This window comes from Pelomonas dachongensis (genome assembly GCF_043555865.1).
Taxonomy (GTDB): domain Bacteria; phylum Pseudomonadota; class Gammaproteobacteria; order Burkholderiales; family Burkholderiaceae_C; genus Pelomonas; species Pelomonas dachongensis.
The window spans coordinates 582,488-603,850 of sequence record NZ_JBIGHY010000001.1 but is presented as its reverse complement, the minus strand read 5'-3'; the positions used below and the strand labels follow the sequence as shown (position 1 = coordinate 603,850).

The window sequence follows — 21,363 nt, the reverse complement described above, 5'->3', positions numbered from 1 at the left end:
GCTGCAGCCGCCAGCGGCAGGTCACGGGCTCGGCGCTGCCTGCGACCGGTCCAACCGGTCCAGCCGGTTCAGGCTGGCCTTCGCGCGCGTGAAGGCCTGCGTGCCACGCAGCGCTTCGGCACCGGCCTGCTGCAACGCCCGCACGTCAAAGGCCTCGATGGTGAAGGCGGTCGGCACGCGCAGCAGGCTGTGCCGGATCTTGTCGTCCGGCACGTCGTGCAGGCTCACGCTGACGATGTGCAGCTCGGCATCCGCCGCGAAAGGGCTGCCCGGCTTGCCGCGGGTGCGCCGCAGCTCCTCCTGCCAGCGGCGGGCGTCGTCGTTGAGCATCGCCAGCGTGACCTGCGTGTCGCGCGCGCCGGCGCCGAACACCAACGTCTCGATCACCTGGCTGGTCGTCGGCACGGCGTCGCTGGCGTCGACACGCTCCGCCAGGTCGCGCTCGGAATTCACAGCCACCAGGATCAGGCGGCGGATGCTGCCGGGCCGGGCGTCCGGAAAGGACGAAGCCATCGAGCCGCCGGCCACCAGCCGGTCCAGCATCAGCCGCGCGCCCGTGTTGTCCGACACGCCACCGTCCACGAGATGGATGAACGGTCGCTCCTTGGCGTTGCGGTAGCTGTCGGCGCTCAGCGCCAGCATGCGGGCCCGGTAGTCGGCCGCGGCGTCGCCCGATCGCGCCGGCTGCGGCGCGGGCGAGCATTCGCCTGCCCGGTTCTTCAGCGTCATCGGCGACAGTAGGATGGGCACCGCCGACGACGCCGCGATGGCGAACGACAGCGGCGTGTGGGCCAGGTCCGCGCAGATCAGGCCGAACTGCTCGGGCGTGAAGTCGAAGGGCGCGCCGGTGGTGAGATCGGTCGCGGTCACGAGCAGGTCCGGCGCGCCGGGGCGCGCCTTTAAGTCGCCGAAGGTCAGGCCACGGTACAGCTCGTCGAAGCGCTGCGCCAGGATATGGCTGCGGCCGTACCACGGCGATGTGAGGCGGTACATGCGCTGCGGCGCAAAGGCCTGCTTGATGAGCCCCGCCTCGAAGGGCAGCAGCAGGAAGTCGGGTTCGAAGCGAGTCAGCGTTTCGTCACCGAAGGCCGCGTAGTGCGCCGCCAGGATGCTGCCGCCCGACACGCCGCTGACCAGACCGACCTGATCCAGCAGCGTGGTCGGCTGGCCGTCGACGCGAAAAATGGTCTCCTTCATCTCGCGCAGCACGCCCAGCCCGAAGGCCGCGGCCCGCGCGCCACCACCCGACAGCGTGACCGCCACCACCACCGGCGACGCAGCGCGCCTTTGCGGTGCCGGCACGGCGGCTGGCGTGCCGTCAGCCGAGGCGGGCAGCCCGGTGTTGATCCACGGCCGGTACGTGGAGCAGCCGGCCAATCCAGACGCCAGCGCCACGGCCAGCAGCAGCAGGTTGAGGCGGCCGGTCAATTCACGCCCCTCAGCGCATCGTCCAGCACCTCCACCCAGTGCCGCACCGGCGTGTCGGTGCCGCTCTGCAGGTGCTGGATGCAGCCCACGTTGGCCGACACGATCTGCCGGGCCTGCAGCGGCGCCAGCGCCGCGAGCTTGCGGTCGCGCAGCTGGTGGGACAGTTCGGGCTGCAGCACCGAGTACGTGCCCGCCGAGCCGCAGCACAGGTGGCTGTCGCTCGGCGCGCAGTCGATCTTGAAGCCCAGCTCGCGCAGCGATGCCTCGACGCCGCCCTTCAACCGCTGCCCGTGCTGCAGCGTGCATGGCGGGTGGTAGGCCAGCGCGCCGGGCTTGGCCTTCAGTCGGCTCTTCAGCACCGGCACCAGCTCTGGCAGCAGTTCGCTCAGGTCTTTGGTGACCGCGCTGAGTCGCCGCGCCTTGTCGGCATAGGCCGGGTCGCCGCGCAGTGCGTGGCCGTAGTCCTTGACCATGGCGCCGCAGCCGGACGCATTCATCACCAGCGCCTCGACCCGCTCGCTCGGCCCGGCCACCAGCGGCCACCAGGCGTCGATGTTGCGTCGCATGTCGGCCAGCGCCGCCTCGTGGTCGCCCAGGTGCTCGCGCACGGCGCCGCAGCAGCCGGCCTCGTCGGCCACGACGCTCTGGATACCCGCGGCGTCCAGCACGCGCGCCGTCGCGCTGTTGATGTTGGGCGCCAGCGCCGGCTGCACGCAGCCCAGCATCAGCGCGACCTTGCGGTTGAGCTGGCGCGTGGGCCAGTCGTGCGCGGTCGCCGGCGGCTTAGCCGGCACCTTGTCCCGCAGCGACGCCGGCACCAGCGGGCGCAGTGCCTGGCCCAGCTTCAGCGCGGGCTTGAACAGCGGCGAGGTCATGCCCTCCTTCAACAGCCAGCGCACGCGGCGCTCGGCGGCGGGGCGCTCGACCTTGGCGTCGACGATGCGCCGGCCGATGTCAACGAGGTGGCCGTACTCGACGCCGGACGGGCACGTCGTCTCGCAGTTGCGACAGGTCAGGCAGCGGTCCAGGTGCGCTTGAGTCTCGCGTGTGGGCTCGGCGCCTTCCAGCACCTGCTTGATCAGGTAGATGCGACCGCGCGGGCCGTCCAGCTCGTCGCCCAGCAGCTGGTAGGTCGGGCAGGTGGCCGTGCAGAAGCCGCAGTGCACGCAGCGGCGCAGGATGGCCTCGGCCTCGGTGCCTTCAGGCGTGCCGGCGAATTCGGGCGCGAGGGTCGTCTGCATCAGCTGGCAAGCGACTTGTTGACGATGTCCTGCGCCTCCTGCAGCAGTACCTGTAGATGCGCCTCGTCGCGGAAGCTCTCGGCGTAGACCTTGTAGATGTCCTCGGTGCCCGACGGCCGCGCGGCGAACCAGCCGTTGGCGGTGGACACCTTGATGCCGCCGATGGCCGCGCCGTTGGCGGGTGCGGCGCTGATGACGGACTCGACCGCCTCGCCGGCCAGCGACGTGGCATGCACATCCGCCACCGTCAGCTTGGACAGCCGGGCCTTCTGCTCGCGCGTGGCGGCGCCGTCCACGCGGTCGGCGTGCGGCCGGCCGTGGGTGGCCGCCAGCGAATCGAAATACTGGCTCGGGTCCTGACCGGTGCGCGCGGTGATCTCGGCAGACAGCAGCGCGGCGGCGATCCCGTCCTTGTCGGTCGTCCACACGCGACCGTCGCGCCGCAGGAAGGAGGCCCCCGCGCTCTCCTCGCAACCCAGGCCCAGGCTGCCGTCCAGCAGCCCCGGCGAGAACCACTTGAAGCCCACCGGCGCATCGAAGAGCGGCCGCCCCAGACTGCGGGCGATGCGCTCAATCAGCGCGGTCGTCACGACCGTCTTGCCAACCCCGGCATTCGCGCCCCAGCCCGGCCGGTTGCGGAACAAATAGTCCACCGCGACGCTGAGGTAGTTGTTGGGCTGCATCAGCCCGCCGCTGGGCGTGACGATGCCGTGGCGGTCATGGTCGGTGTCGCAGGCAAAGGCGACGTCGAACTGGTGCTGCAGCTGCGTCAGGCGCCGCATGGCATACGGCGACGACGGGTCCATGCGGATCTTGCCGTCCCAGTCGAGTGACATGAACGGGAAGCGCGCATCGACGACGTCGCTGACGACGGTGAGCGCCAGCCCATAGCGCTCCGCGATGGCCGGCCAGTAGCCCACGCCCGCGCCGCCCAGCGGGTCCACGCCCAGGCGGATGCCCGACGCGCGGATGACATCGAAGTCGATGACATGTTCCAGCGCGGCGACGTACTGCGCCAGGTAGTCGTGCTCATGCGTCGTCGGCGCTGCCAGCGCGCGTTGCGCGTCAAGCCGCAGCACGCCTTGCAGCTGCTGCGCCAGGTAGGCGTTCGCGGCCTTCTGGATGCCGGATGTGATGTCGCTGTCCGCCGGCCCGCCGTGCGGCGGGTTGTACTTGAAGCCACCGTCGCGCGGCGGGTTGTGCGACGGCGTGACGACGATGCCATCGGCCCGCGCGCTGCCCGTCTTGCCGACGTTGTATTCGAGGATCGCCAGCGACACGGCCGGCGTCGGCGTGAACTGCCCGGCCGGCGCCAGCATCACGTCGACACCGTTGGCCGCCAGCACCTCCAGCGCGCTCGCCACGGCGGGGGCCGACAGCGCGTGCGTGTCCGCGCCCATAAACAGCGGCCCGGCGATGCCTTGCAGCTTGCGGTGGTCAACGATGGCCTGGGTGATGGCCAGCACGTGCCACTCGTTGAACGAGCCGTCCAGCGACGAGCCGCGGTGGCCGGACGTGCCGAACGCGACCTGCTGCGCGGCACTGCCAGGGTCGGGCTGGCGCGAGAAGTAGGCCTCGTGGAGCGCATCGAGGTCGAGCAGAGAGTCGGCGGGCGCCGGTTGGCCAGCCAGGGGGTGGAGTCGAGAGGTCATGGGGTACTGCAGTCAGAGGTTCGGGTAGAGCCGGCCGGGGTTGAAGACGCGGTGCGGGTCGAACGCGGCCCTCAGCCGCTTGTGGATCATGGCAAGCGGTGGCGACAGCGGCGCGAACACGCCGGGCGACTTGTCCTTCGCGCGGAACAGCGTCGCGTGTCCGCCCACCGCGCTCACGGCGTCGCGCAGCGCACCGGGCTCCATCGGCGTGACGACCCAGCGCTGCGCGCCACCCCATTCGATGAGCTGCTCGCCACGCAGCTTCAGCGCCGGCGCCGTGCTGGGCAGGCTCAGGCGCCACAGTCGCGCGCCGACGGCCACGGCGCGCTCGGCGCCGATGAAGAACTCGTCGGCGTGGTCGCGCAGGCCGGTCCAGAAGCCCGCTGCCAGGTCCGCCGGGATGACGTCGCCGCCCAGCTTCGCGCAGGCGGACTCCACAGCCGCCACCGCCCCAGCCAAGCGCAACACCAGCGCGCCGTCCCACCAGGCGCTGGCCTCGATGGGCAGCGGCTCGCCGCCCCAGCGGTTCAGCGCCGTCAGCGCGGCGCCTTGATCGAGGTCAAAGCGCAGCGTTGCCGTCGCGGCGGGCAGCGGCAACACCTTCAGCGTCACCTCGGTGATCAGCCCCAGTTGCCCCATCGCGCCGGCCAGCACGCGGCTGACGTCGAAGCCGGCCACGTTCTTCATGACCGTACCGCCAAAGCTCAGCAGCTCGCCCTGGCCGTTGATCAGCACGGCGCCCAGCAGGTGGTCGCGCACGGAACCCAACGCGGCCCGCGTGGGGCCCGACAGCCCGGCCGACACCATGCCGCCGACCGTGCCGCGGCCGTTGAAGCGCGGCGGCTCGAAAGCCAGCCGCTGCCGCTGCTGCGCGAGTGCGCCTTCCAGGTCCGCCAGCGGCGTGCCGGCCAGCACGCTGACGTACAGCTCGCTGGGCTCGTAGGCCGTGATGCCGTTCAGCGCCAGCGTGGACAGCGGCTCGCCTTGCGGTGCCTCGCCGTAGAAGTCCTTACTGCCGTGGCCGGTGATGCGCAGCGGCGTGCGCGCATCGCGGATCTGCGCTTGCAGGTCGTCGAACTTCAAAACCGCTCCAGCTCAGGAAACGCCAGCAGGCCGCGCTTGACGTGCATGCGCCCGTACTCGGCGCAACGCGACAGCGTCGGGATCTGCTTGCCGGGGTTCAGCGTGCCCTGTGGGTCGAATGCCGACTTCAGCGCCAGCATCTGCTCGCGCTCCGCATCGCTGAACTGCACGCACATGGAGTTCAGCTTCTCCACCCCCACGCCGTGCTCGCCGGTCACCGTGCCGCCCAGGGCCACACTGCGCTCCAGGATCTCGGCGCCGAACTGCTCGCAGCGATGCAGCTGGTCGGGGTCGTTGGCGTCGAACAGGATCAGCGGGTGAAGGTTACCGTCGCCGGCGTGGAAGACGTTGGCGCAGCGCAGGCCGTATTTCTTCTCCATCTGCTGGATGTCCAGCAGGATGGTGGCGAGGTGTTTGCGCGGGATGGTGGAGTCCATGCACAGGTAGTCGGGGCTGATGCGGCCCGACGCCGGGAAGGCGTTCTTGCGGCCGCTCCAGAACTTCAGCCGCTGGGCTTCGTCGGCGCTGACCTGCACCTCGGTGGCGCCGCTGGCGCGCAGCACGGCGTCCATGCGGGCGATCTCCTCGGCCACTTCTTCCGGCGTGCCGTCGCTCTCGCACAGCAGGATGGCTTCGGCAGTCAGGTCGTAGCCGGCGTGCACGAAGTCTTCGACGGCGGCCGTCATCGGCTTGTCCATCATCTCGAGGCCCGCCGGAATGATGCCGGCGGCGATGATGGCAGCCACCGCGTCGCCGGCCTTGCGCACGTCGTCGAAGCTGGCCATCAGGCAGCGCGCCAGGCGCGGCTTGGGCACGAGCTTGACGGTGACTTCGGTGACGACGGCCAGCATGCCCTCGCTGCCGATCACCAGCGCCAGCAGGTCCAGCCCCGGGCAATCCAGGGCCTCCGAGCCGAACTCGACGGCCTCGCCCTCGGCCGTGAAGCCGCGCACGCGCAGCACGTTGTGCAGCGTCAGGCCGTACTTCAGGCAGTGCACGCCGCCCGAGTTCTCGGCGATGTTGCCGCCAATGGTGCAGGCGATCTGGCTGCTGGGGTCGGGCGCGTAGTACAGGCCGTGGGCGGCGGCGGCCTCGGAGATGGCGAGGTTGCGCACGCCGCACTGCACGCGCGCGGTGCGGGCCAGCGGGTCCAGCTTGACGATGCTGTTGAACTTGGCCAGCGCGAGTGTGACGCCAAGTTCGTGCGGCATGGCGCCGCCAGACAGGCCGGTGCCGGCACCGCGGGCGACAACGGGAACGCCCAAGGCATGGCAGGCCTTGAGCACGGCGGCCACCTGCGCCTCGGTCTCGGGCAGCGCCACCGCCAGCGGGCGCTGGCGGTAGGCGGTGAGGCCGTCGCATTCGTACGGGGTGGTCTGCTCCGACTGGCTCAGCAGCGCGTGCGCGGGCAGCAGCGGTGCCAGCGCGGCAACGACTGCTGCGCGTCGGGCCGCAAGATCAAACGGTGCGTTCATGGTGGCCGGGACTTTAGCTGTCGATGACCAGCCAGTAGGACGGCTTGTTCAAGGGGGTGGCGGGGGGCAACAAAGGGTTTTTCAGCTGCAACTGTTGACGCTGCTGCAAACGGTGGCGGCGGAACAGGTCACCAAACTGTTGCTGGAACAGACGGGCCAGACTGCCATCGGCCACCGCCGCCTCCATGCCGCGCTGCAGGTCGACGGCCAGCTGAGGCCGGTCGGGCCGGACGAACAGGTAGGAAGCGGCTGGATAGCGCAGCAGCACATGGGGCTCCACCGCCAGCTCGCGGGCGAAGGGACTGGCCGCCTCGTCATCAACCTCGAACACCGCGCGCGGGAAGTAGTCGATGCGGCCAAGGCGCAGCATGTCGAACAGCACCTCGAAGCGACTGGCGCCCTCCACCGGCAGGCCGTTGGCCCGCAGAATGTCGGTGTCGGGCCAGTCGCGCCCCTGGCCGGCCACGTAGCGGCGCAGGTCGGCCAGGCCGTGGAGGTCGCGCCAGCGGTCCACATCGCCCGGCCTGACGAAGGCGATGCGCCAGCCGATGAGCCCACGATCCAGCGGCACGCGCACCGGCAGCATCTGCGCCTCGCGCTCCAGGCTGGTCATGGTCCAGGCCAGATCCAACTTACCGCTGGCATCGGCCAGCTCGCGCACCACGCGGGCCTGTGTCATGGGCAGGCGGGACTCGGCCAGTTCGTAGTGGCTGCCGCTGCGTTCAATGGCCAGCTTAAGCACGGCCTGCAGATACGTCCAGAACGCTGCGCGGCCCGGGTCGCGCCGGGGGTAGACGAGAGGCGGCCCGGCCGCTTCGCCGGGGGACGCCCAGGCCGCAGGCGCGGCCAGCGTCAGCAGCAGGCGGCGCCTCATCTGCCTCCCGGAAGGCCTGCGGGCAGTTGCCGTCAGGCCTTGCGGCGGACGGCGGAGGCGGTCTTGGCTGCAGCCTTGGGCGCCTTGGACGCTGGCGACTTCAGCGCCGGCGCTGCGGTGCGCTTGCGGGCCGACGCCGTCGTCTTGGCAGCACCGGCCGCGAAGCCCTTGGCGACGCTGCCCACCACCGCACTGGGCATGGTGGCCGCCTTGCGCAGCGTGTCGCTGGCGGCGTCAAAGCTCTGCTTGACCAGGCTGCCGGCCAGGTTCTTGGCTGCATCGGTGGCGGTGTCCTTCATCGCCGTGGCGGCCAGCTGCGTGAACTGCTGGCTCAGCGCGCTCCACCATTGCGTGGGGTCGATGGCGGCCGCCGGGTTGGCTGCGGCGGCCTTCGCGGCGTCGGCGGCGGTCTGGGTGGCGGCCTTCACCGTGCGCGTGACCGTCTTGGAGGCGGCCTGGGCCGCAGGCGGCGGCTCCGCCGGCCAGGCCGGCACCTCGGGCAGCTTCAGCGTGTCGCGCAGCTGCGCCAGCGGCACGTTCATCGTCTGCAGCGTGGACAGCGTCATGCGCTGCACCTCCAGCGCCTGGATGGTGGCGGCCAGCATGCGCGCGTTCTGCTCCAGCCAGAACTGCACCGTGCGCAGCTCCTCGATGCGCTTTTCCAGCTCCTCGGGGTTCAGCGTCGGCGCCACCCACTGGCCGATGCCTGGCAGCGCCGAGCCGGCGTTCTTGACGAGGCCCTGCAGGAAGTCGAAGCCGGGGACGAGCTTGGTGAAGCTGTTGTCAGTCATGTCTGCCTCCAATGAAGGGGATGCTACTTCGCGGGCCGCAGCGCTTCGACGGTGAAGCCGCGCTCGGCCAGCAGCCGGGGCAGCGCCTGCGGGCCGCTCATGTGCAACGCACCCACGGCCACCAGCAGGCGCTGGCCGGTGGCGTGCGCGGCGGCGATTCGCGCGGCCAGCTGCACATTACGGTCGTCGTTGATGCGCTTGAACCAGGCGCGCTCGGCGGGCGTGTCGGCACAGCCGCACCAGCGCGGGTAATCGGCCAGCGTCTGCATGTCGGCGCGCTGCCAGGCATCCGCCAGCCGGCGCAGCGGCACACGCAGCTCGCCGCGCTGCAGCTGGCGCAGTGCGCCGTCGACGATCTGGGGCAGCTGGTCCGGCGGTGGCGCGATGGCCTCCAGCTGCTCCCGCAGCGTCTCCAGCGCCTGCACCGGGCGGCGCTCGGCCTTGGCCCAGGCCAGCAGCATCAGGTCCTGGCCGAAGCCGGCGTCGAAGCCGTCGCGGCGCGCCTCCATCAGCGTCAGCACGCTGAGCTGGAGCATGGCCGGCAGGGCGCTGAGCGCGCCGGGCGGCAGGCAGGCGGCACGGGCCTGTGCCTCCAGGCGGGCGGCCAGTGGCGGCGCCAGCGGCGCTCCCGGCCCGGCCGCCTGCAGCGCGGGCGCCACGTCGGCGGGGTCCAGCTCCACCGCCAGTACGTCGGTCTGGGCCCAGGCGGCGCGCAGCGCGGGGCCGGGGTAGGCCCAGTCGGCCTTGCCGACGTGCAGGCTGCCGAACAGGAAGCTGCTGTGGCCATCGCGGCTGATGCGCCACAGCGGACCGCGGTCGGGCGCCTGCGCGGCCCAGGCGGCGGCCTGCTGCGTCGTGGGCAGCGCCGGCGGGGAAGGACAGGCGGCATGCGCCATACCGCAACACAGCAACACCAGCAGAAAACAGCGATGAATGACCATGGAAATAGCGGCGTGCCGGGCTCTTGGCGCGACCGAGTGACCGCCACGAAACCGGCTTTGCCAGGCCGTCGGCAGTGCCCCCTGGAAGGGGCGCGCGAAGCGCGTCGGGGGTGGTCTCATTCCGCGGGCGTGATGCGAAGTTCGCCCGGCTTCTGCGAGAAGTGCAGCCGGCCCAGCACGTCCATGCCCAGCAACGGGGCCTGCAGGTTGGGCAGAACGGTGACGGTCAGGCGCCGGGCGCTGACGCCGCCTTCCAGCCCGACGTCGGCGCGGGCGACGAACCCGTCCATCGCGCCACCGGCCGTGTGGACGCGCACCGGCCCCAGCGGCTGCAGGCCGGCACGCTCGGCCAGCGCCTGCGGCAACGCCGTCGATGTGGCGCCGGTGTCCACCAGGAAGTCCACCTCGATGTTGCCCACGCGGCCTGGCCAGTGGAAGTGGCCATCGGGCGCGCGCGTCAGCACGACGACGCCGCCGGCCAGCTGGAAGCGGCTGGCCTCGCGCTCGCGCTCCCAGAACTTGAAGCCGAGGAACAAGACCAGGCCGATCAACAGCCAGATGGTCATCAGTTTCAGCGTGTGGGACAAGTCGGGGCGAGACACGGGTGGCGGCGAGGGCAAGGGTTTGCGTGGGCGCCAACGATAACCCCGCCGCAGAAAAATGCCGTGCATGAAACTGCTGCCCACTCTTGTGCTCGCCGCCAGTGCCCCTTTCGCGCAGGCACAACCTGACCCGCTCACACCCGTCGCCTGGATGGCGGGTTGCTGGACCCAGACCGGCCGAGAGCCCGGCTCCGTGGAGCAATGGATGGCACCGGCCGCAGGGGTGATGCTGGGCATGGCGCGCATCGTCAAAGGCGGGCGCGTCACCGAGTTCGAGTTCATGCAGCTGCGTGCCGACGCCGACGGCCGGCTGAGCTTCATTGCCCAGCCGCAGGGCCGGGCGCCCACGGCGTTCCCGCTGCGTTCCCAAGGAGAGGCAGAAGCGGTGTTCGAAAACCGTGACCATGACTTCCCGCAGCGCGTCATGTACCGCCGCGACGGCAGTGCCGGCATGCTGGCTCGCATCGAAGGCGAAATCAACGGCAAGGTGCGAGGCATCGACTTCGCGATGCAACGAACCCCCTGCCCGTGATGCGCTCAGGCACGCGGATTGCCGTCAGCGTCGCATGCGTACCCTCAAGAGCTTCGCCGCCCTGCTTTGCCTGCTGGTCATCGCCGGCTGCTCCAGCCTGACGCTGGCCTACCAGCAGCTGCCGCTGGCCGCCAGCCTGTGGGCCGGCAGCTACTTCGACCTGGACAGCACGCAACGCCAGCGCTTGAAAGATCAACTGCAAATCTGGCAGGCCTGGCACCGCCGCGAGGAATTGCCGCAGTTGCAGGCGCTGCTGGTGCAGGCGCGCCAGTCGCTGGAAGGCGGCGTCACGCGCGACGAGTTGCTGGCGCTCGAGCGCGGCGCCCGTGCCAGCGCCGAGCGCAGCCTGCAGCACGCGGCCCCGCTGGCCGCGCCGCTGCTGGCCGGCCTGCGGCCCGAACAGTGGGCGCACCTGCAGAAGAAGATGGACGAGAAGACAGAGGAGTGGCGCGAGAAAAACGCGGGCGCTGACGGCGCCGGGGAGCGTGGCAAGCGCTTCTCGAACAACCTGGAGCGCTGGTTGGGTGACCTAGACCGCTCCACGCGCCGCGAGGCGCGAGCCGAGGCGGCCCAGTGGCGTTTCGACCTGACGACGATGGCGCAGGGCCGCGCGGCGCGCCAGGCGCGCACGCTGGACGCGCTGCGGGCCTGGTCGCGCCAGGACCTGGCCGGCGGCACGGCGCTGCTGATGCGCAACCTGCAGCCGCAACCGGCCGAGCAGGCCTACCGCGAGGAGGTCATCACCAGCTTGCTGAAGGTGCTCAACGGCCTCAGCGCCGAGCAGCGCGAAGAGGTGCTCAAGCACTGGCAGGAGCTGTCTGCGCAGCTGAGCAGCCTGGGTGCCCGCTGATCCCGCTGAGGCCTGCCGACCCCGCTGAGGCACGCCTCACGGGTTCAGTGCTGCCGGCAGCGCCGTCACGCGCCTCTAGTGGCAAAGGTTGTCGGCCGGCGTGACACCGCCGTCGGGCGACTGGATGGACAGGCAGCCCAGCATGCTGGCAAACAAGTGCCGGTGCGCGGCGGGGTGGTTGCTATCGGCGCGCTGGCGCAACCGGGCGAAGGCTTCGCGGTGGACCGGGTCGGCCAACAGCGCCGGCGAGCCCCAGAACATCAGCGGCACCCGGCGCTGCTCAGGCGGTGCGATGGCGCGCGGCGTGCCGTGGAAGTGCGCACCGTCGCCAATGGACTCGCCGTGATCCGACGTGAACACCACCAGCGCCTTGCGGCCTCTCAGCCGGTCGAGCAGTTCACCCAGCACGTGATCACCGTACAGCACCGAGTTGTCGTACGCGTTGACCAGCTGCTCACGTCCGCAGCTGCCGTCCGCCTCCGTGCACTCCGGCGTCCAGCGCGCGAACGCCCGCGGGTAGCGCTGGCTGTACATGAAATGCGACCCCTTCTTGTGCAGCACGATGAGGTGACGGCCCTTCGGGTGGCGCTGGAGCGAGGCGTCGACCTCAGGCAGCAGCAGGCCGTCGACCACCTGCGGTTGCGCCGGGTCGGCACCTTCAACGATGACCTCGCGCATCTTGTAGAAATCCGGCCCCACGCGGTGATAGAAACCCACTTCGCTCTGCATGGCGAACAGCTCGATGCCGAAGCCCAGCTCGCGAAAGACGCTGAACACCTTGTCCTCGTGGATCTGGTCTGGCGCCAGGCCCTGGCCGGTTTCCACACCTTCGGGCCGCACGAACATGCAGGCCAGCGACAGCCGCGTCGACGTGTCGCAGGACTCGGCGCGGAAGGCCACCAGATCGGCCTCCCGGCTCAGCCGGGGTGTGGTGTCGCGCCCATAGCCCAGCAGACCCAGGTGGTCGTACCGCGTGGTCTCGCCGATGACGAGCACCACGGTCAGGTCGTCCAACGGCGTGGCTTCGCGGTAGCTGAACTGCTCGGCCGGGTCGCCGAGCTGGCCGGCTCGCAGCGCGGCGGTGGCCCGGTTGGCCACCGTCATGCCCAGGCCCGACATCCAGTTGGTGGGCACGTAGCGGTGCGCCACCAGCCCGGAGGCGCTGACCGCTGGCTTGCCGCCGGGCTGCTGCTCCGCCTGGTGCCGCACGGCGGCATGACTGCCGAGCGCCAGCGTGAGTGCACCGCCAAGCAGCAGCAGGCGCGGCGGCCACACGTGACGCACCCGCTGCCCGGCCCGCGCCGCACGGCGCCGCAAGCACAGCCACCACCAGGCGGCCAGCGGCAACACGCCCAGCAACAGCACCCACAGCATCAGGCCCTGGCTCAGCTTCTCGCGCGACAGGGCCTGGTCGCTGGCCATCACGGCCTGCACGATGCCGTAGCCGATGACCACGTCGAACCGGACCATGTAGTAGCTGGCCGCCGCCGACAGCAGCACCATGGCCCCGCCGCCCAGCAGCAGCGTGCGGCGCCCCGCAACCGCCAGCAGCAGGGCCAGCATCACGCACACACCCAGCACCATTCCTGCCTCGGCAACGACGGTCAGCCAGGCTGAGAGGGGGCTGGCGGTGGCGCGCAATGCGCCCAGACGCTCCCAAAGCTCGGGCGCGTTCAGGCACAGCGCCTGATAGCTGCCCAGCAGCAGCGGCGCCGCGAGCGGCAAGGAAGTGCGGGAATGAGGCATGGTCATGGTGGGGTTAATCGCTGCGCCTGGCGCGGCGCTCAGCGGCGTCGCCCAGCCGGCGCGGGCGCCGCCTAAGACCCGAGCCCGAACAGCGCGTTCAACGCCTCGCGGTACTGCCCCTGCCCCACCGCATTGGTGTTGTGGTGCGAGCCGCCCTCCACCAGCACGAAAAGCTTGGGCTCGCGGGCGCGCTCGTACAGCTGCTGGCCCAGGCGGTGCGGGATCAGGCTGTCGCGGCTGCCGTGCACCACAAGCAGCGGCGAGCCGATCTCGGCCACGCGCGAGGCGGCATCGAATCGCTGCGTGATCAGCGGCGATACCGGCAGCCAGCCCCAGCGGAAGGTGGAAACGACGTCGGGGATGGACGTGAAGCTGCCTTCCACGATGAGCCCCGCCTCGTCGCCCACCCGGCTGGCCAGGTCGACCGCGATGGCACCGCCCAGCGAGTGGCCGAATATGAAGCGGCGCGCGCCGGGGTGCTGCTGCGCGACCCAGTCCCACGCGGCACGGGCGTCCTCGGCGGCCATGGCCTCGGACGGCAGGCCCGCGGTGCTCTTGCCGAAACCGCGGTAGTCCACGCCCAGCACCGCGAAACCCAGCTCGTGCATGCGGCGCATGCGCGGCGCACTGCCGCGCACGTCGTAGCGCGCGCCGTGCAGGTAGAGCAGCACGGGCGCTTGCGGGTCGGCCTGGGGCAGCCACAGGCCGTGCAGGCGCACCTCGGCGCCGCGCGACTCGTCGAGCTGGCTGCTGAACGGGATCCACACGTCCTGCATGCCCTGCGCCGCGGCCAGTCCGCCGGTCCAGGTGCGGTCACTGGGCTGGAAAATCCAGTCGCGCTGGCGTTCGTCCAGCGTCGCGCAGCCCACTTGCAGGCCCAGCGCGGTGACGGCGAGCAAGGCAAGGCCGACCAGGCGGCGGAACGGAACGGTGCGAGACGTCATCCGCGCATGGTGCCAGCCCCGGCAAAGCCGCGTGCGGCGCCCGGTTTCAGCTGCGCAATGCGGCGACCGGAGACAACCGCGCCGCACGCCGCGCCGGCACCCACACCGCCGCCTGCCCCAGCAGCCACAGCGCCAACGCGCCGGCCGGAAGGTAGACCCAGGGCAGCCGCGCCAGTTCGTAGTGCTGCATCAGCAGCTGGCTAAGGGCCACGGCGCCGGCTGTACCGATGACGATGCCGGTGGTCGTCAGCAGCAGGTTCTCCAGCTGGAAGTAGCGCCGCACCTGCGCCTCGGTGGCGCCCAGTGCGCGGCGCGTGCCGATCATGCGCGTGCGCTGCTGCACCCAGAAGCTGGCCAGGCCGACGATGCCCATGGCCGTCACCAGCAGCAGCGCCACGCAGACGCCACCCATCAGCCAGGCCATCGCGCGGTCCTGAGCGTAGAACTCGGCGCGCATCTGCGTCAACGGGCGGGCCTGAGTGACCACACGGGTCGGGTCGACCGCCTCCAGCGCGGCGGTGACCGCCTTGATCTGCGCATCGAGCTGGCCGGCCTCGGCGCGGATGACGTAGGAGCCACCGCCGCGCAGCGGCAGGATCATCGCGTTGCCGCCGTTGTTGCCGCCGCGCGCCCGGTGCAGTTGCGTGTGCGTCAACGTGTCGACGATACCGATGATGGTCGATGGCGAGTTGCCGAAAATGTAGACCCGCTTGCCCAGAGCCGACTGGCCCGGGAAGAGTCGCTCGGCCATCACCTTGTTGATGATGAGCTGCCCGATCTTTGGATCGGGCGTGCTGAAGACCTGGAAGTTGTCGAGCACTTCCTCCGGCGTGAAGTTGCGGCCTTCGATCAGCTTGAGGCCGAAGGTGGACAGCATCTGGTCGTCGGACGCGTACTGCGCCGCGCCCACGCGCAGGCCCTTGCTCTCGGGCTCCAGGGAGACGCCACTGTTGTTGCTGTTGTTGCCGTAGACGATCTGGTTGGACACCGTGACCGCCTTCAGGCCCGGTAGCGCGCGCAGGCGCGCGAGATCCTCGCTGACGACGGTCGCCGAGCGCTCCGGCGCCAGCGGCCGGCTGCCGCGCAGGTTCAGCACGGCGATCTCCGACTCGGCCAAGCCGCTGTCGGTGTTCAGCGCCTCGATGCGGGTCTGGATGAGATGCAATGCATTGGTGACGAGGGCGCAAGTCAGCGCCACCTCCAGCACGATGAGGCCGGCCGCGATCTTGTGGCGGCGCAGCGTGGAGAGGATGGGCATCAGGTCTTTGAACATATCGCTCTCGTAAGTGGGTGCCAGAGCGACTCGCTGCGCTCGGGCGGTCTGGCACTCAAGTTCACTGAACTTTCAGCTGCACGGCGGGGGTGACCAGCGCGGCGCGCCAAGCCGGCAGCAGGCCGGCGATGAGGCTGGCCAGCAGCGCCAGGCCCAGCGTCAGCGCCAGCATGGACGCATCCAGCTCGGCCAGTCGGGCGTATTCGTTGGGGCTCTGGCGCACCAGCCACAGGCCGCCCTGCGCGAACAGCAGGCCCAGCAGCGCACCGGCCCCGCCCAGCACGCCGGCCTCGACGAGGAACTGGTGGAAGATGTCGCCACGCGTGGCGCCCAGCGCGCGGCGCACGCCGATTTCGCCGCTGCGGCGCAGCGTCTTGGCCAGCAGGAGGCCCACCATGTTGACGACGCAGACAGCCAGGAAGCCGAAGGCCAGCCAGGTCTGCAGCCGCACGTCGGCGGGCAACACCTTCTGCGCGCCCAGCCAGTCCATCACGCTGCGCAGCCGCACATTGGTGGGGCGCTCGAAGCGGCCTGCCTTGCGCTGTGCCTCGGAGTAGGCGACAAGGTAGTCGCGGTAGGCCGCAGCGTCCTCGGGCTTGGCGAACTCGACCCAGTACTGAACCCACGAGCAGCTGGCCGCCAGGTCCAGCGACGTGCCGGTGCCGGCGCCGCGGCCCCAGCAGTCCATGTTGCCCCAGTGGCCCATCCTCAGCGCCATCGCGGTCGAGAACGGCAGATAGAAGTCTTCGGTCTCGGTGTAGCTGCCCAGCGTGAGGTCCCAGAAGTGCGGCTGCACCTTCCAGGGCTTGAGCACGCCGATGATGCGCAGCGGCTGGCCGCGCACGATGACCTCGCGGCCCACGCTGTTGGCGCCGGCGAACAGCTTCTCGTTCAGCGATGCCGAGATGACGGCCACCCGCGCCTCGGCCTCGTCGTCGGCCGCGCTCCAGCCGCCGCCGTGCTGCCACGGCGCATCGAACATCGCGAAGAAGTCGGCCGACGTGTAGCGAACGCTGCTGAAGACGGGTTTGACGCCCGCGTCGGGCAGCGACACCGCGGTGTTGAAGCCGCTGGACATGGACTGCCGCAGCGCCTTGCGGTCGCGCAGCAGCGCTGTCGCGTCGAAGCGGGTCAGATCGAAGGTCGGCTCCTCGCCGGCCTTCCAGCCGACCATGTCGGACGCGTCCAGCTGCACGTTGAACAGCCGCTCGCTCTTGTGCGGGATCGGGTCGCCGGACAGCACGTGATAGACGGTCAGCGTGGTCATGCACGCGCCGATGCCCAACGCCAGCGCCAGCACCATCAGCGCCGACAGGCTCTTGCTGGCGCGGATGTTGCGCCAGGCGAGTTCGAGATAGTGCAGGAACATCAGTGCCGCCCGGCAGCCCGAAGGCACTGATGCGCCCCCTCGGGGGGCTGAGCCCGCACCGACAACGCCCGGTGGGCGTTGTCAGGCTGGCGAAGGGCCGAGCGACTGCCAAGGCGCGGCCTGCAAGGCAGAGAACGAAGTGAACGTGGGGGCTTCATCATTTCAGCGTGTCTCCAGAAGCGCGTTGACAGTGGCCAGCTCGGTGTCGCCGAGCGAGCCGGCGGCCAGGTGCAGCGCCAGCAGCGCCAGCACATGGCGGTGGCGGGCCTGGGTCTGGGCGTTCTGCGCGCCGGCCAGCGTCTGAATGGCCAGCAGCAGGTCGGTGGTGGAGCGCGTGCCCAGCGTGAGGCCGGTGCGGGTGGCGTCCAGCGCGCGCTGCGCGGCGGCAACGGCAGCCGCGGTAGCGCGCAGCTGCGCCTCGCCCTGCCCGACCGCCAGGTGGCGGGCGCGCACCTCGCGCAGCACCGCACGGCGGCCGGCTTCGAGCTGCTCGCGCGCGGCCTCGCGCTGGAAGCCGGCGCGGTCGGCTGCGGCGCTGGTGGCACCGCCCGCGAACAACGGTACGGTCAGCCGCAGCGCGACCTGCGTGGGCGTGCGGCCCGCGTCCGACAGCGGTACGCCGCCGCCGCGCTGGCGCTGCGTGTCCACGCCCAGGCTCAGCGTGGGCAGGTGGCCGGAGCGGGCGGACGAGACGCGCTGCTCGCTGGCCCGCACCTCCAGCTGCAGCGCCTGCAGCTCGGGGTTGGCCTGCAGCGCACGCGCGCTCCAGGCGTCGGCGTCATCGGGCAGCGTCAGCGCAGCCAGCGTGGTGCGCAGCGGCTGCAAAGGCTGCATGGCTGGCACGGCGGCGCCGGTCAGCTGCACCAGCGCCTCGCGAGCATCGGCCAGCTGGGCCTCGGCGGCCAGCGTGGTGGTGCGCGCCAGTTCGCGGTAGGCACGTGACTGGTCGGCCTCAACCTGGGCGGACAGGCCGGACTGGAAACGCGTCTCGGCCTCGCGCACCTGGCGGTCGAAGGCGTCCTCGTTGGCGCGTGCAGTGGCCAATTGAGCCTCGGCCGACAGCAGTCCGAAATAGGCCTGGGCCACACGCTCGCGCGCCGACTGCTCCGCCGCGATCAGGCGCGCGCCTTGTGCCGACGCCAGGCTGCGGCTGGCATCCCACTCGCGCAGCGCGGCCAGGTCGAAGAGCGTCTGGCTGATACTGCTGGTGGTGGCGTTCCAGCGCGCGCCACCGGTCTCGCGCAGCTCGCTGCTCTGCAGGCGCCACTGCGGCAGCAGCGCGGCGCGGGCCTCGCGTGCGCTTGCATCCTGGGCGCCCGTCAGCGCGGCGGCCTGGCGCAGCAGCGGGTCGGCCGCACGGGCCTGCGCCCAGACCTGCAGCAGGTCGTCGGCGCGAGCGGTGGTGGCCGTCAGCAGCGCGAGGACGATGAGGGAGATTCGCATCCTGAGCTCAGGCCGGCAGGGCCATCTTCAGTTCGGCGCTGAGGTCCACGACCTGGCCGTCGATGACGTGCACGTTGCGCTGTGCGCGCGCCGCCAGCTGGGGGTCGTGCGTGACCATGACGATGGTGGCGCCGTCGCGGTGCAGCTCCTCCAGCAGTTCCATGACGCTGCGCGCCATCGCGCTATCGAGGTTGCCGGTGGGCTCGTCGGCCAGCAGCAGCCGCGGCTCGCCGGCCAATGCGCGGGCAATGGCCACACGCTGCTGCTGACCGCCGGACAACTCGCTCGGGTAGTGCTTTGCGCGGGCCGACAGGCCCACGCGGGCCAGCGCGTCGGCCGCGCGCTTCTTGCGCTCGGCGCCGCCCATGCCACGGTAGCGCAGCGGCACCTCGATGTTGTCCAGCACGTTCAGGTCGGGAATGAGGTTGAACGCCTGGAAGATGAAGCCGATCTTCTGGTTGCGGATGCGCGATCGCTCGGCGTCGCCCATGCGGCTGACGTCGATGCCGTCGAGCTTGTAGACGCCGGCGCTGAAGGCCTCCAGCAGTCCAGCGATGGTCAGGAAGGTGGTCTTGCCGGAACCAGACGGGCCGGTCACGGCGACGAACTCGCCCTCCTTCACCGTCAGGTTGAAGTCGCGCAGTGCGTAAGTCTCGACCATCTCGGTGCGGTAGACCTTCTGCAGTTTTTCCATCTGGAGCATGGGGGAGGTTCCTGTCGTTTTAGTGGCACTTGCCTGGTGGCAAGGTGCCGAGAGTTCCGCCCGGCATCTCACGAGAAGCCGAACGTGTCGAGAACGCATTCATCAAACAGCCTCAATCCGCAACCAACACGCGATCCGCGCCCTTGAAGTTGTCGGCCCCGGAAATCACCACCCGGTCACCGGCCTTCAGGCCCGACACCACCTCGACCCGCTCCAACGACCGCGCACCCAGCTTCACGGGCACCTTCTCGGCCACGCCGCCGCGCACCACGTAGACATAGCTGCCGCCGCTCTCGTCCACGAAGCTGCCACGCGTGACGCCGAGCACCTTGTCACGGCGGTCCAGCAGCACGCGCACGCTCAGGCGCTGGTTCTGGCGCAACTGTTCCGGCTGCGCCCCGGCAAAGCGCAGCCGGGCCGCGACCTCGCCGTTGACGACCTCGGGCGACACCGAGCTGACCTGGCCGGCCCAGCGCTGGCCGTTCCCGGTGATCTCGCCTGGCATGCCCGGCTGCAGCTCGCGCGCGAAGCTCTCGGCCACCTGCATCTGCACCTCCAGCGCCGACAGGTCGATGACCGACAGCAGTTTGGCGTCGCGCGCCAAGTTCGTCCGGTCGGCGATGAACAGCTGGCCCACCTGTCCGTCCACCGGCGAGCGCACCTGCAGCTCACCGACCTGGCGTTCCAGGTCGGCCACCAGCAGTTGCTGGCGCGACAGGGCACTCTGCTTGGCCTGCACGTCCAGCTTCAGGCTGTCGGTCTTCAGGCCGCGCAGGCCGGCGGCCTGGTCCAGCGCCAGCCTGGCCTTGGCCAGCGCGTCCTGCGCGCGCTCCACCTGCATGCGCGCCGTGGCCCCGGCCTCGAAGGCCTGGGTCTGGCGCGCCAAGTCGTTCTGCGCGGTCTGCTGGTCGATGCGGGCGTTCTCGTAGGCGCTCTGCAGCGCGGCGGCCTGCTGGCGCGCCTCGACCTCGGCACGGGCCAGGTCAGCGCGCAGCGCGTCCACGTTGCTGCGCTCCTGCGCGAGGCGGTTGGTCAGCTCGGGAGAATCCACGCGCGCCAGCACTTGGCCCTGCTTGACGGGGTCACCCGCCTTGACCAGCAGCGTGGCCGTGCCGGCCCCCTGGGCGAACAGCGTGGGGCTCTGCGCGGCCACGACGCGGCCCTCGCCGGCCACATCGCGCGTCAACGGCGCCACGTCGACCGTCGCGATGCCCAGCCGCGCGACGCTGACAGTGCTGTCGGCGGACAGCAGATGCTTGACACGCGGCCAGGCGGTGAAGGCCAGCACAGCCACCAGCACCGCGCCGCCGGCCAGCAGCAGCGGCCAGCGCCGGGAAGGTCGGGCGAGCGGGCGGTCCTGCTCGGAGGTGTCGCGAAAACCGGAGTTCATGGCACTCGTTTTGCAAGCCGTGTGCCAGCGGTCTCGCCTTGATGAATCAAGCACTTGGCGCGACGGACGGTGTCCGCGGACAGTGCCCGGACAGTCCGGCCGCTAGCATTCGCGAATGAGCGAACACCGCATCTTCTCGACCGCCTTCGCCAAGGTCTACCCGATGTACGTGCAGAAGGCCGAGCGCAAGGGCCGCACCCAGGCGGAGGTGGACCGGATCATCGAGTGGCTGACCGGCTACGACGCCGCCGGGCTGCAGCGCGTGCTGGACGAGGGGCGGGACTTCCGCGCCTTCTTCGCCGACGCGCCGGCTCTGAACCCGGATGCGCCGTTGATCAAGGGCGTCGTCTGCGGCATCCGCGTGGAGGACATCGAGGACCCGCTGATGCAGCAGCTGCGCTGGCTGGACAAGCTCATCGACGAGCTGGCCAAGGGCAAAGCGATGGAGAAGATCCTGCGCCGCTGAAAAGAGAAAGCCCGCCTGCGGCGGGTGGGTGGCTGACGGCCGTGCGGCTTCAGGCGCGGCGTACACCTTTCGGGGCTGCAGCCAGCATCGTGTCGGCGCGGCGCCCTTCGACGACCACGCGCGGCAGCTTGGCGATCATCGGCGCGTCGGCGCGCTTGCCCGTGACGACCACGCGCTCCAGCTTCACCACGTCGGTCGCCGGGGCGGCGGTGCGGTTGGCCAGGCCCACGCCGATGGCGGCTGCGGCGGCGACGGAAGCGAGGGCGACGATGAAGGTCTGGGCGGCGGTGTTCATGGCGAGCTCCGGTGGGTTGGCTGTGTCAGTGCTTGCAGTGTCTGCAAGCACCCAGACCGGCGCGAGCGCGGCGCGATGGATCACCGTCAGGAGCGGATGAACTGCGGAATCGCGAGACGGACCGCGGCCGCCGACCGCAGCCCCCGCTCAGGCCACCCCAGTCGCCACCAGGAAGCAATAGGCCAGCACGGCGCCCGCCACGCACAGGCCGAACAAGGGGCTGTTGCTTCGGTTCATGCTCGTCTCCCGGTGGGTCGCGCTGCGG

20 protein-coding genes are annotated in these 21,363 nt (G+C 70.7%); 3 read left to right on the top strand and 17 right to left on the bottom strand.

Annotation, left to right across the window (positions count from 1 at the left end; all coding sequences use genetic code 11):
* Positions 1–21: 21 nt before the first annotated feature.
* The 9 genes from ACG02S_RS02945 to ACG02S_RS02905 form a co-directional block, all read right to left on the bottom strand.
* Positions 22–1,428, bottom strand: a complete 1,407-nt coding sequence (locus tag ACG02S_RS02945) for a patatin-like phospholipase family protein (RefSeq protein WP_394468947.1) — start codon at positions 1,426–1,428, stop codon at positions 22–24.
* Positions 1,425–2,669 (bottom strand): glycolate oxidase subunit GlcF, encoded by a 1,245-nt coding sequence (gene glcF / locus ACG02S_RS02940; RefSeq protein WP_394468946.1) that lies wholly within the window; start codon positions 2,667–2,669, stop codon positions 1,425–1,427. Before glcF ends, ACG02S_RS02945 begins: the two co-directional genes overlap by 4 nt.
* On the bottom strand, positions 2,669–4,321 hold the full coding sequence (gene pgm / locus ACG02S_RS02935) for a phosphoglucomutase (alpha-D-glucose-1,6-bisphosphate-dependent) (protein ID WP_394468945.1): 1,653 nt from the start codon (positions 4,319–4,321) through the stop codon (positions 2,669–2,671). Before pgm ends, glcF begins: the two co-directional genes overlap by 1 nt.
* 12 nt (positions 4,322–4,333) lie before the next feature.
* On the bottom strand, positions 4,334–5,404 hold the full coding sequence (gene glcE, locus ACG02S_RS02930; protein WP_394468944.1) for a glycolate oxidase subunit GlcE: 1,071 nt from the start codon (positions 5,402–5,404) through the stop codon (positions 4,334–4,336).
* Positions 5,401–6,879 carry an FAD-linked oxidase C-terminal domain-containing protein gene (locus ACG02S_RS02925; RefSeq protein WP_394468943.1) on the bottom strand — a complete coding sequence of 493 codons (1,479 nt, stop codon included), beginning with the start codon at positions 6,877–6,879 and terminating at the stop codon, positions 5,401–5,403. The genes glcE and ACG02S_RS02925 overlap by 4 nt, the downstream gene beginning before the upstream one ends.
* A gap of 13 nt (positions 6,880–6,892) precedes the next feature.
* Complete coding sequence (locus ACG02S_RS02920; protein WP_394468942.1) at positions 6,893–7,753, bottom strand: substrate-binding periplasmic protein; 861 nt, start codon at positions 7,751–7,753, stop codon at positions 6,893–6,895.
* A 32-nt stretch (positions 7,754–7,785) separates the two neighbouring features.
* On the bottom strand, positions 7,786–8,544 hold the full coding sequence (locus tag ACG02S_RS02915; RefSeq protein ID WP_394468941.1) for a PhaM family polyhydroxyalkanoate granule multifunctional regulatory protein: 759 nt from the start codon (positions 8,542–8,544) through the stop codon (positions 7,786–7,788).
* A 23-nt stretch (positions 8,545–8,567) separates the two neighbouring features.
* Positions 8,568–9,485, bottom strand: coding sequence for a TraB/GumN family protein (locus tag ACG02S_RS02910; RefSeq protein ID WP_394468940.1), 918 nt, complete (start codon positions 9,483–9,485; stop codon positions 8,568–8,570).
* A 116-nt stretch (positions 9,486–9,601) separates the two neighbouring features.
* On the bottom strand, positions 9,602–10,051 hold the full coding sequence (locus tag ACG02S_RS02905) for a retropepsin-like aspartic protease family protein (protein WP_394468939.1): 450 nt from the start codon (positions 10,049–10,051) through the stop codon (positions 9,602–9,604).
* A 103-nt stretch (positions 10,052–10,154) separates the two neighbouring features.
* On the opposite strand from ACG02S_RS02905, the gene ACG02S_RS02900 reads away from it, so the two are divergent.
* Together ACG02S_RS02900 and ACG02S_RS02895 are read left to right on the top strand one after the other, a co-directional pair.
* Positions 10,155–10,619, top strand: coding sequence for a DUF6265 family protein (locus tag ACG02S_RS02900; protein WP_394468938.1), 465 nt, complete (start codon positions 10,155–10,157; stop codon positions 10,617–10,619).
* 34 nt (positions 10,620–10,653) lie between these two features.
* A complete protein-coding gene (locus ACG02S_RS02895) occupies positions 10,654–11,469 on the top strand; it encodes a DUF6279 family lipoprotein (RefSeq protein WP_394468937.1) in 816 nt (271 codons plus the stop codon).
* A 75-nt stretch (positions 11,470–11,544) separates the two neighbouring features.
* On the opposite strand, the gene eptB is transcribed toward ACG02S_RS02895, so the two are convergent.
* The 7 genes from eptB to ACG02S_RS02860 all read right to left on the bottom strand — a co-directional run bounded on the left by eptB (position 11,545) and on the right by ACG02S_RS02860 (position 20,337).
* Complete coding sequence (gene eptB / locus ACG02S_RS02890) at positions 11,545–13,221, bottom strand: kdo(2)-lipid A phosphoethanolamine 7''-transferase (protein ID WP_394468936.1); 1,677 nt, start codon at positions 13,219–13,221, stop codon at positions 11,545–11,547.
* 65 nt (positions 13,222–13,286) lie between these two features.
* Positions 13,287–14,159 (bottom strand): alpha/beta hydrolase, encoded by an 873-nt coding sequence (locus tag ACG02S_RS02885; RefSeq protein ID WP_394468935.1) that lies wholly within the window; start codon positions 14,157–14,159, stop codon positions 13,287–13,289.
* A 46-nt stretch (positions 14,160–14,205) separates the two neighbouring features.
* A complete protein-coding gene (locus ACG02S_RS02880) occupies positions 14,206–15,432 on the bottom strand; it encodes an ABC transporter permease (RefSeq protein ID WP_394468934.1) in 1,227 nt (408 codons plus the stop codon).
* Between the two features lie 61 nt (positions 15,433–15,493).
* A complete protein-coding gene (locus tag ACG02S_RS02875; RefSeq protein ID WP_394468933.1) occupies positions 15,494–16,801 on the bottom strand; it encodes an ABC transporter permease in 1,308 nt (435 codons plus the stop codon).
* A 162-nt stretch (positions 16,802–16,963) separates the two neighbouring features.
* Positions 16,964–18,244 carry a TolC family outer membrane protein gene (locus ACG02S_RS02870; RefSeq protein WP_394468932.1) on the bottom strand — a complete coding sequence of 427 codons (1,281 nt, stop codon included), beginning with the start codon at positions 18,242–18,244 and terminating at the stop codon, positions 16,964–16,966.
* Positions 18,245–18,251: 7 nt separating this feature from the next.
* Positions 18,252–18,947, bottom strand: coding sequence for an ABC transporter ATP-binding protein (locus ACG02S_RS02865; RefSeq protein WP_394468931.1), 696 nt, complete (start codon positions 18,945–18,947; stop codon positions 18,252–18,254).
* Between the two features lie 112 nt (positions 18,948–19,059).
* Positions 19,060–20,337, bottom strand: a complete 1,278-nt coding sequence (locus tag ACG02S_RS02860; RefSeq protein WP_394468930.1) for an efflux RND transporter periplasmic adaptor subunit — start codon at positions 20,335–20,337, stop codon at positions 19,060–19,062.
* Positions 20,338–20,452: 115 nt separating this feature from the next.
* On the opposite strand from ACG02S_RS02860, the gene ACG02S_RS02855 reads away from it, so the two are divergent.
* On the top strand, positions 20,453–20,803 hold the full coding sequence (locus ACG02S_RS02855) for a DUF2200 domain-containing protein (protein ID WP_394468929.1): 351 nt from the start codon (positions 20,453–20,455) through the stop codon (positions 20,801–20,803).
* Between the two features lie 49 nt (positions 20,804–20,852).
* Here the strand turns inward: ACG02S_RS02855 and ACG02S_RS02850 are convergent, their stop codons facing one another.
* Positions 20,853–21,098, bottom strand: a complete 246-nt coding sequence (locus ACG02S_RS02850; RefSeq protein ID WP_394468928.1) for a hypothetical protein — start codon at positions 21,096–21,098, stop codon at positions 20,853–20,855.
* Positions 21,099–21,363: the final 265 nt, after the last annotated feature.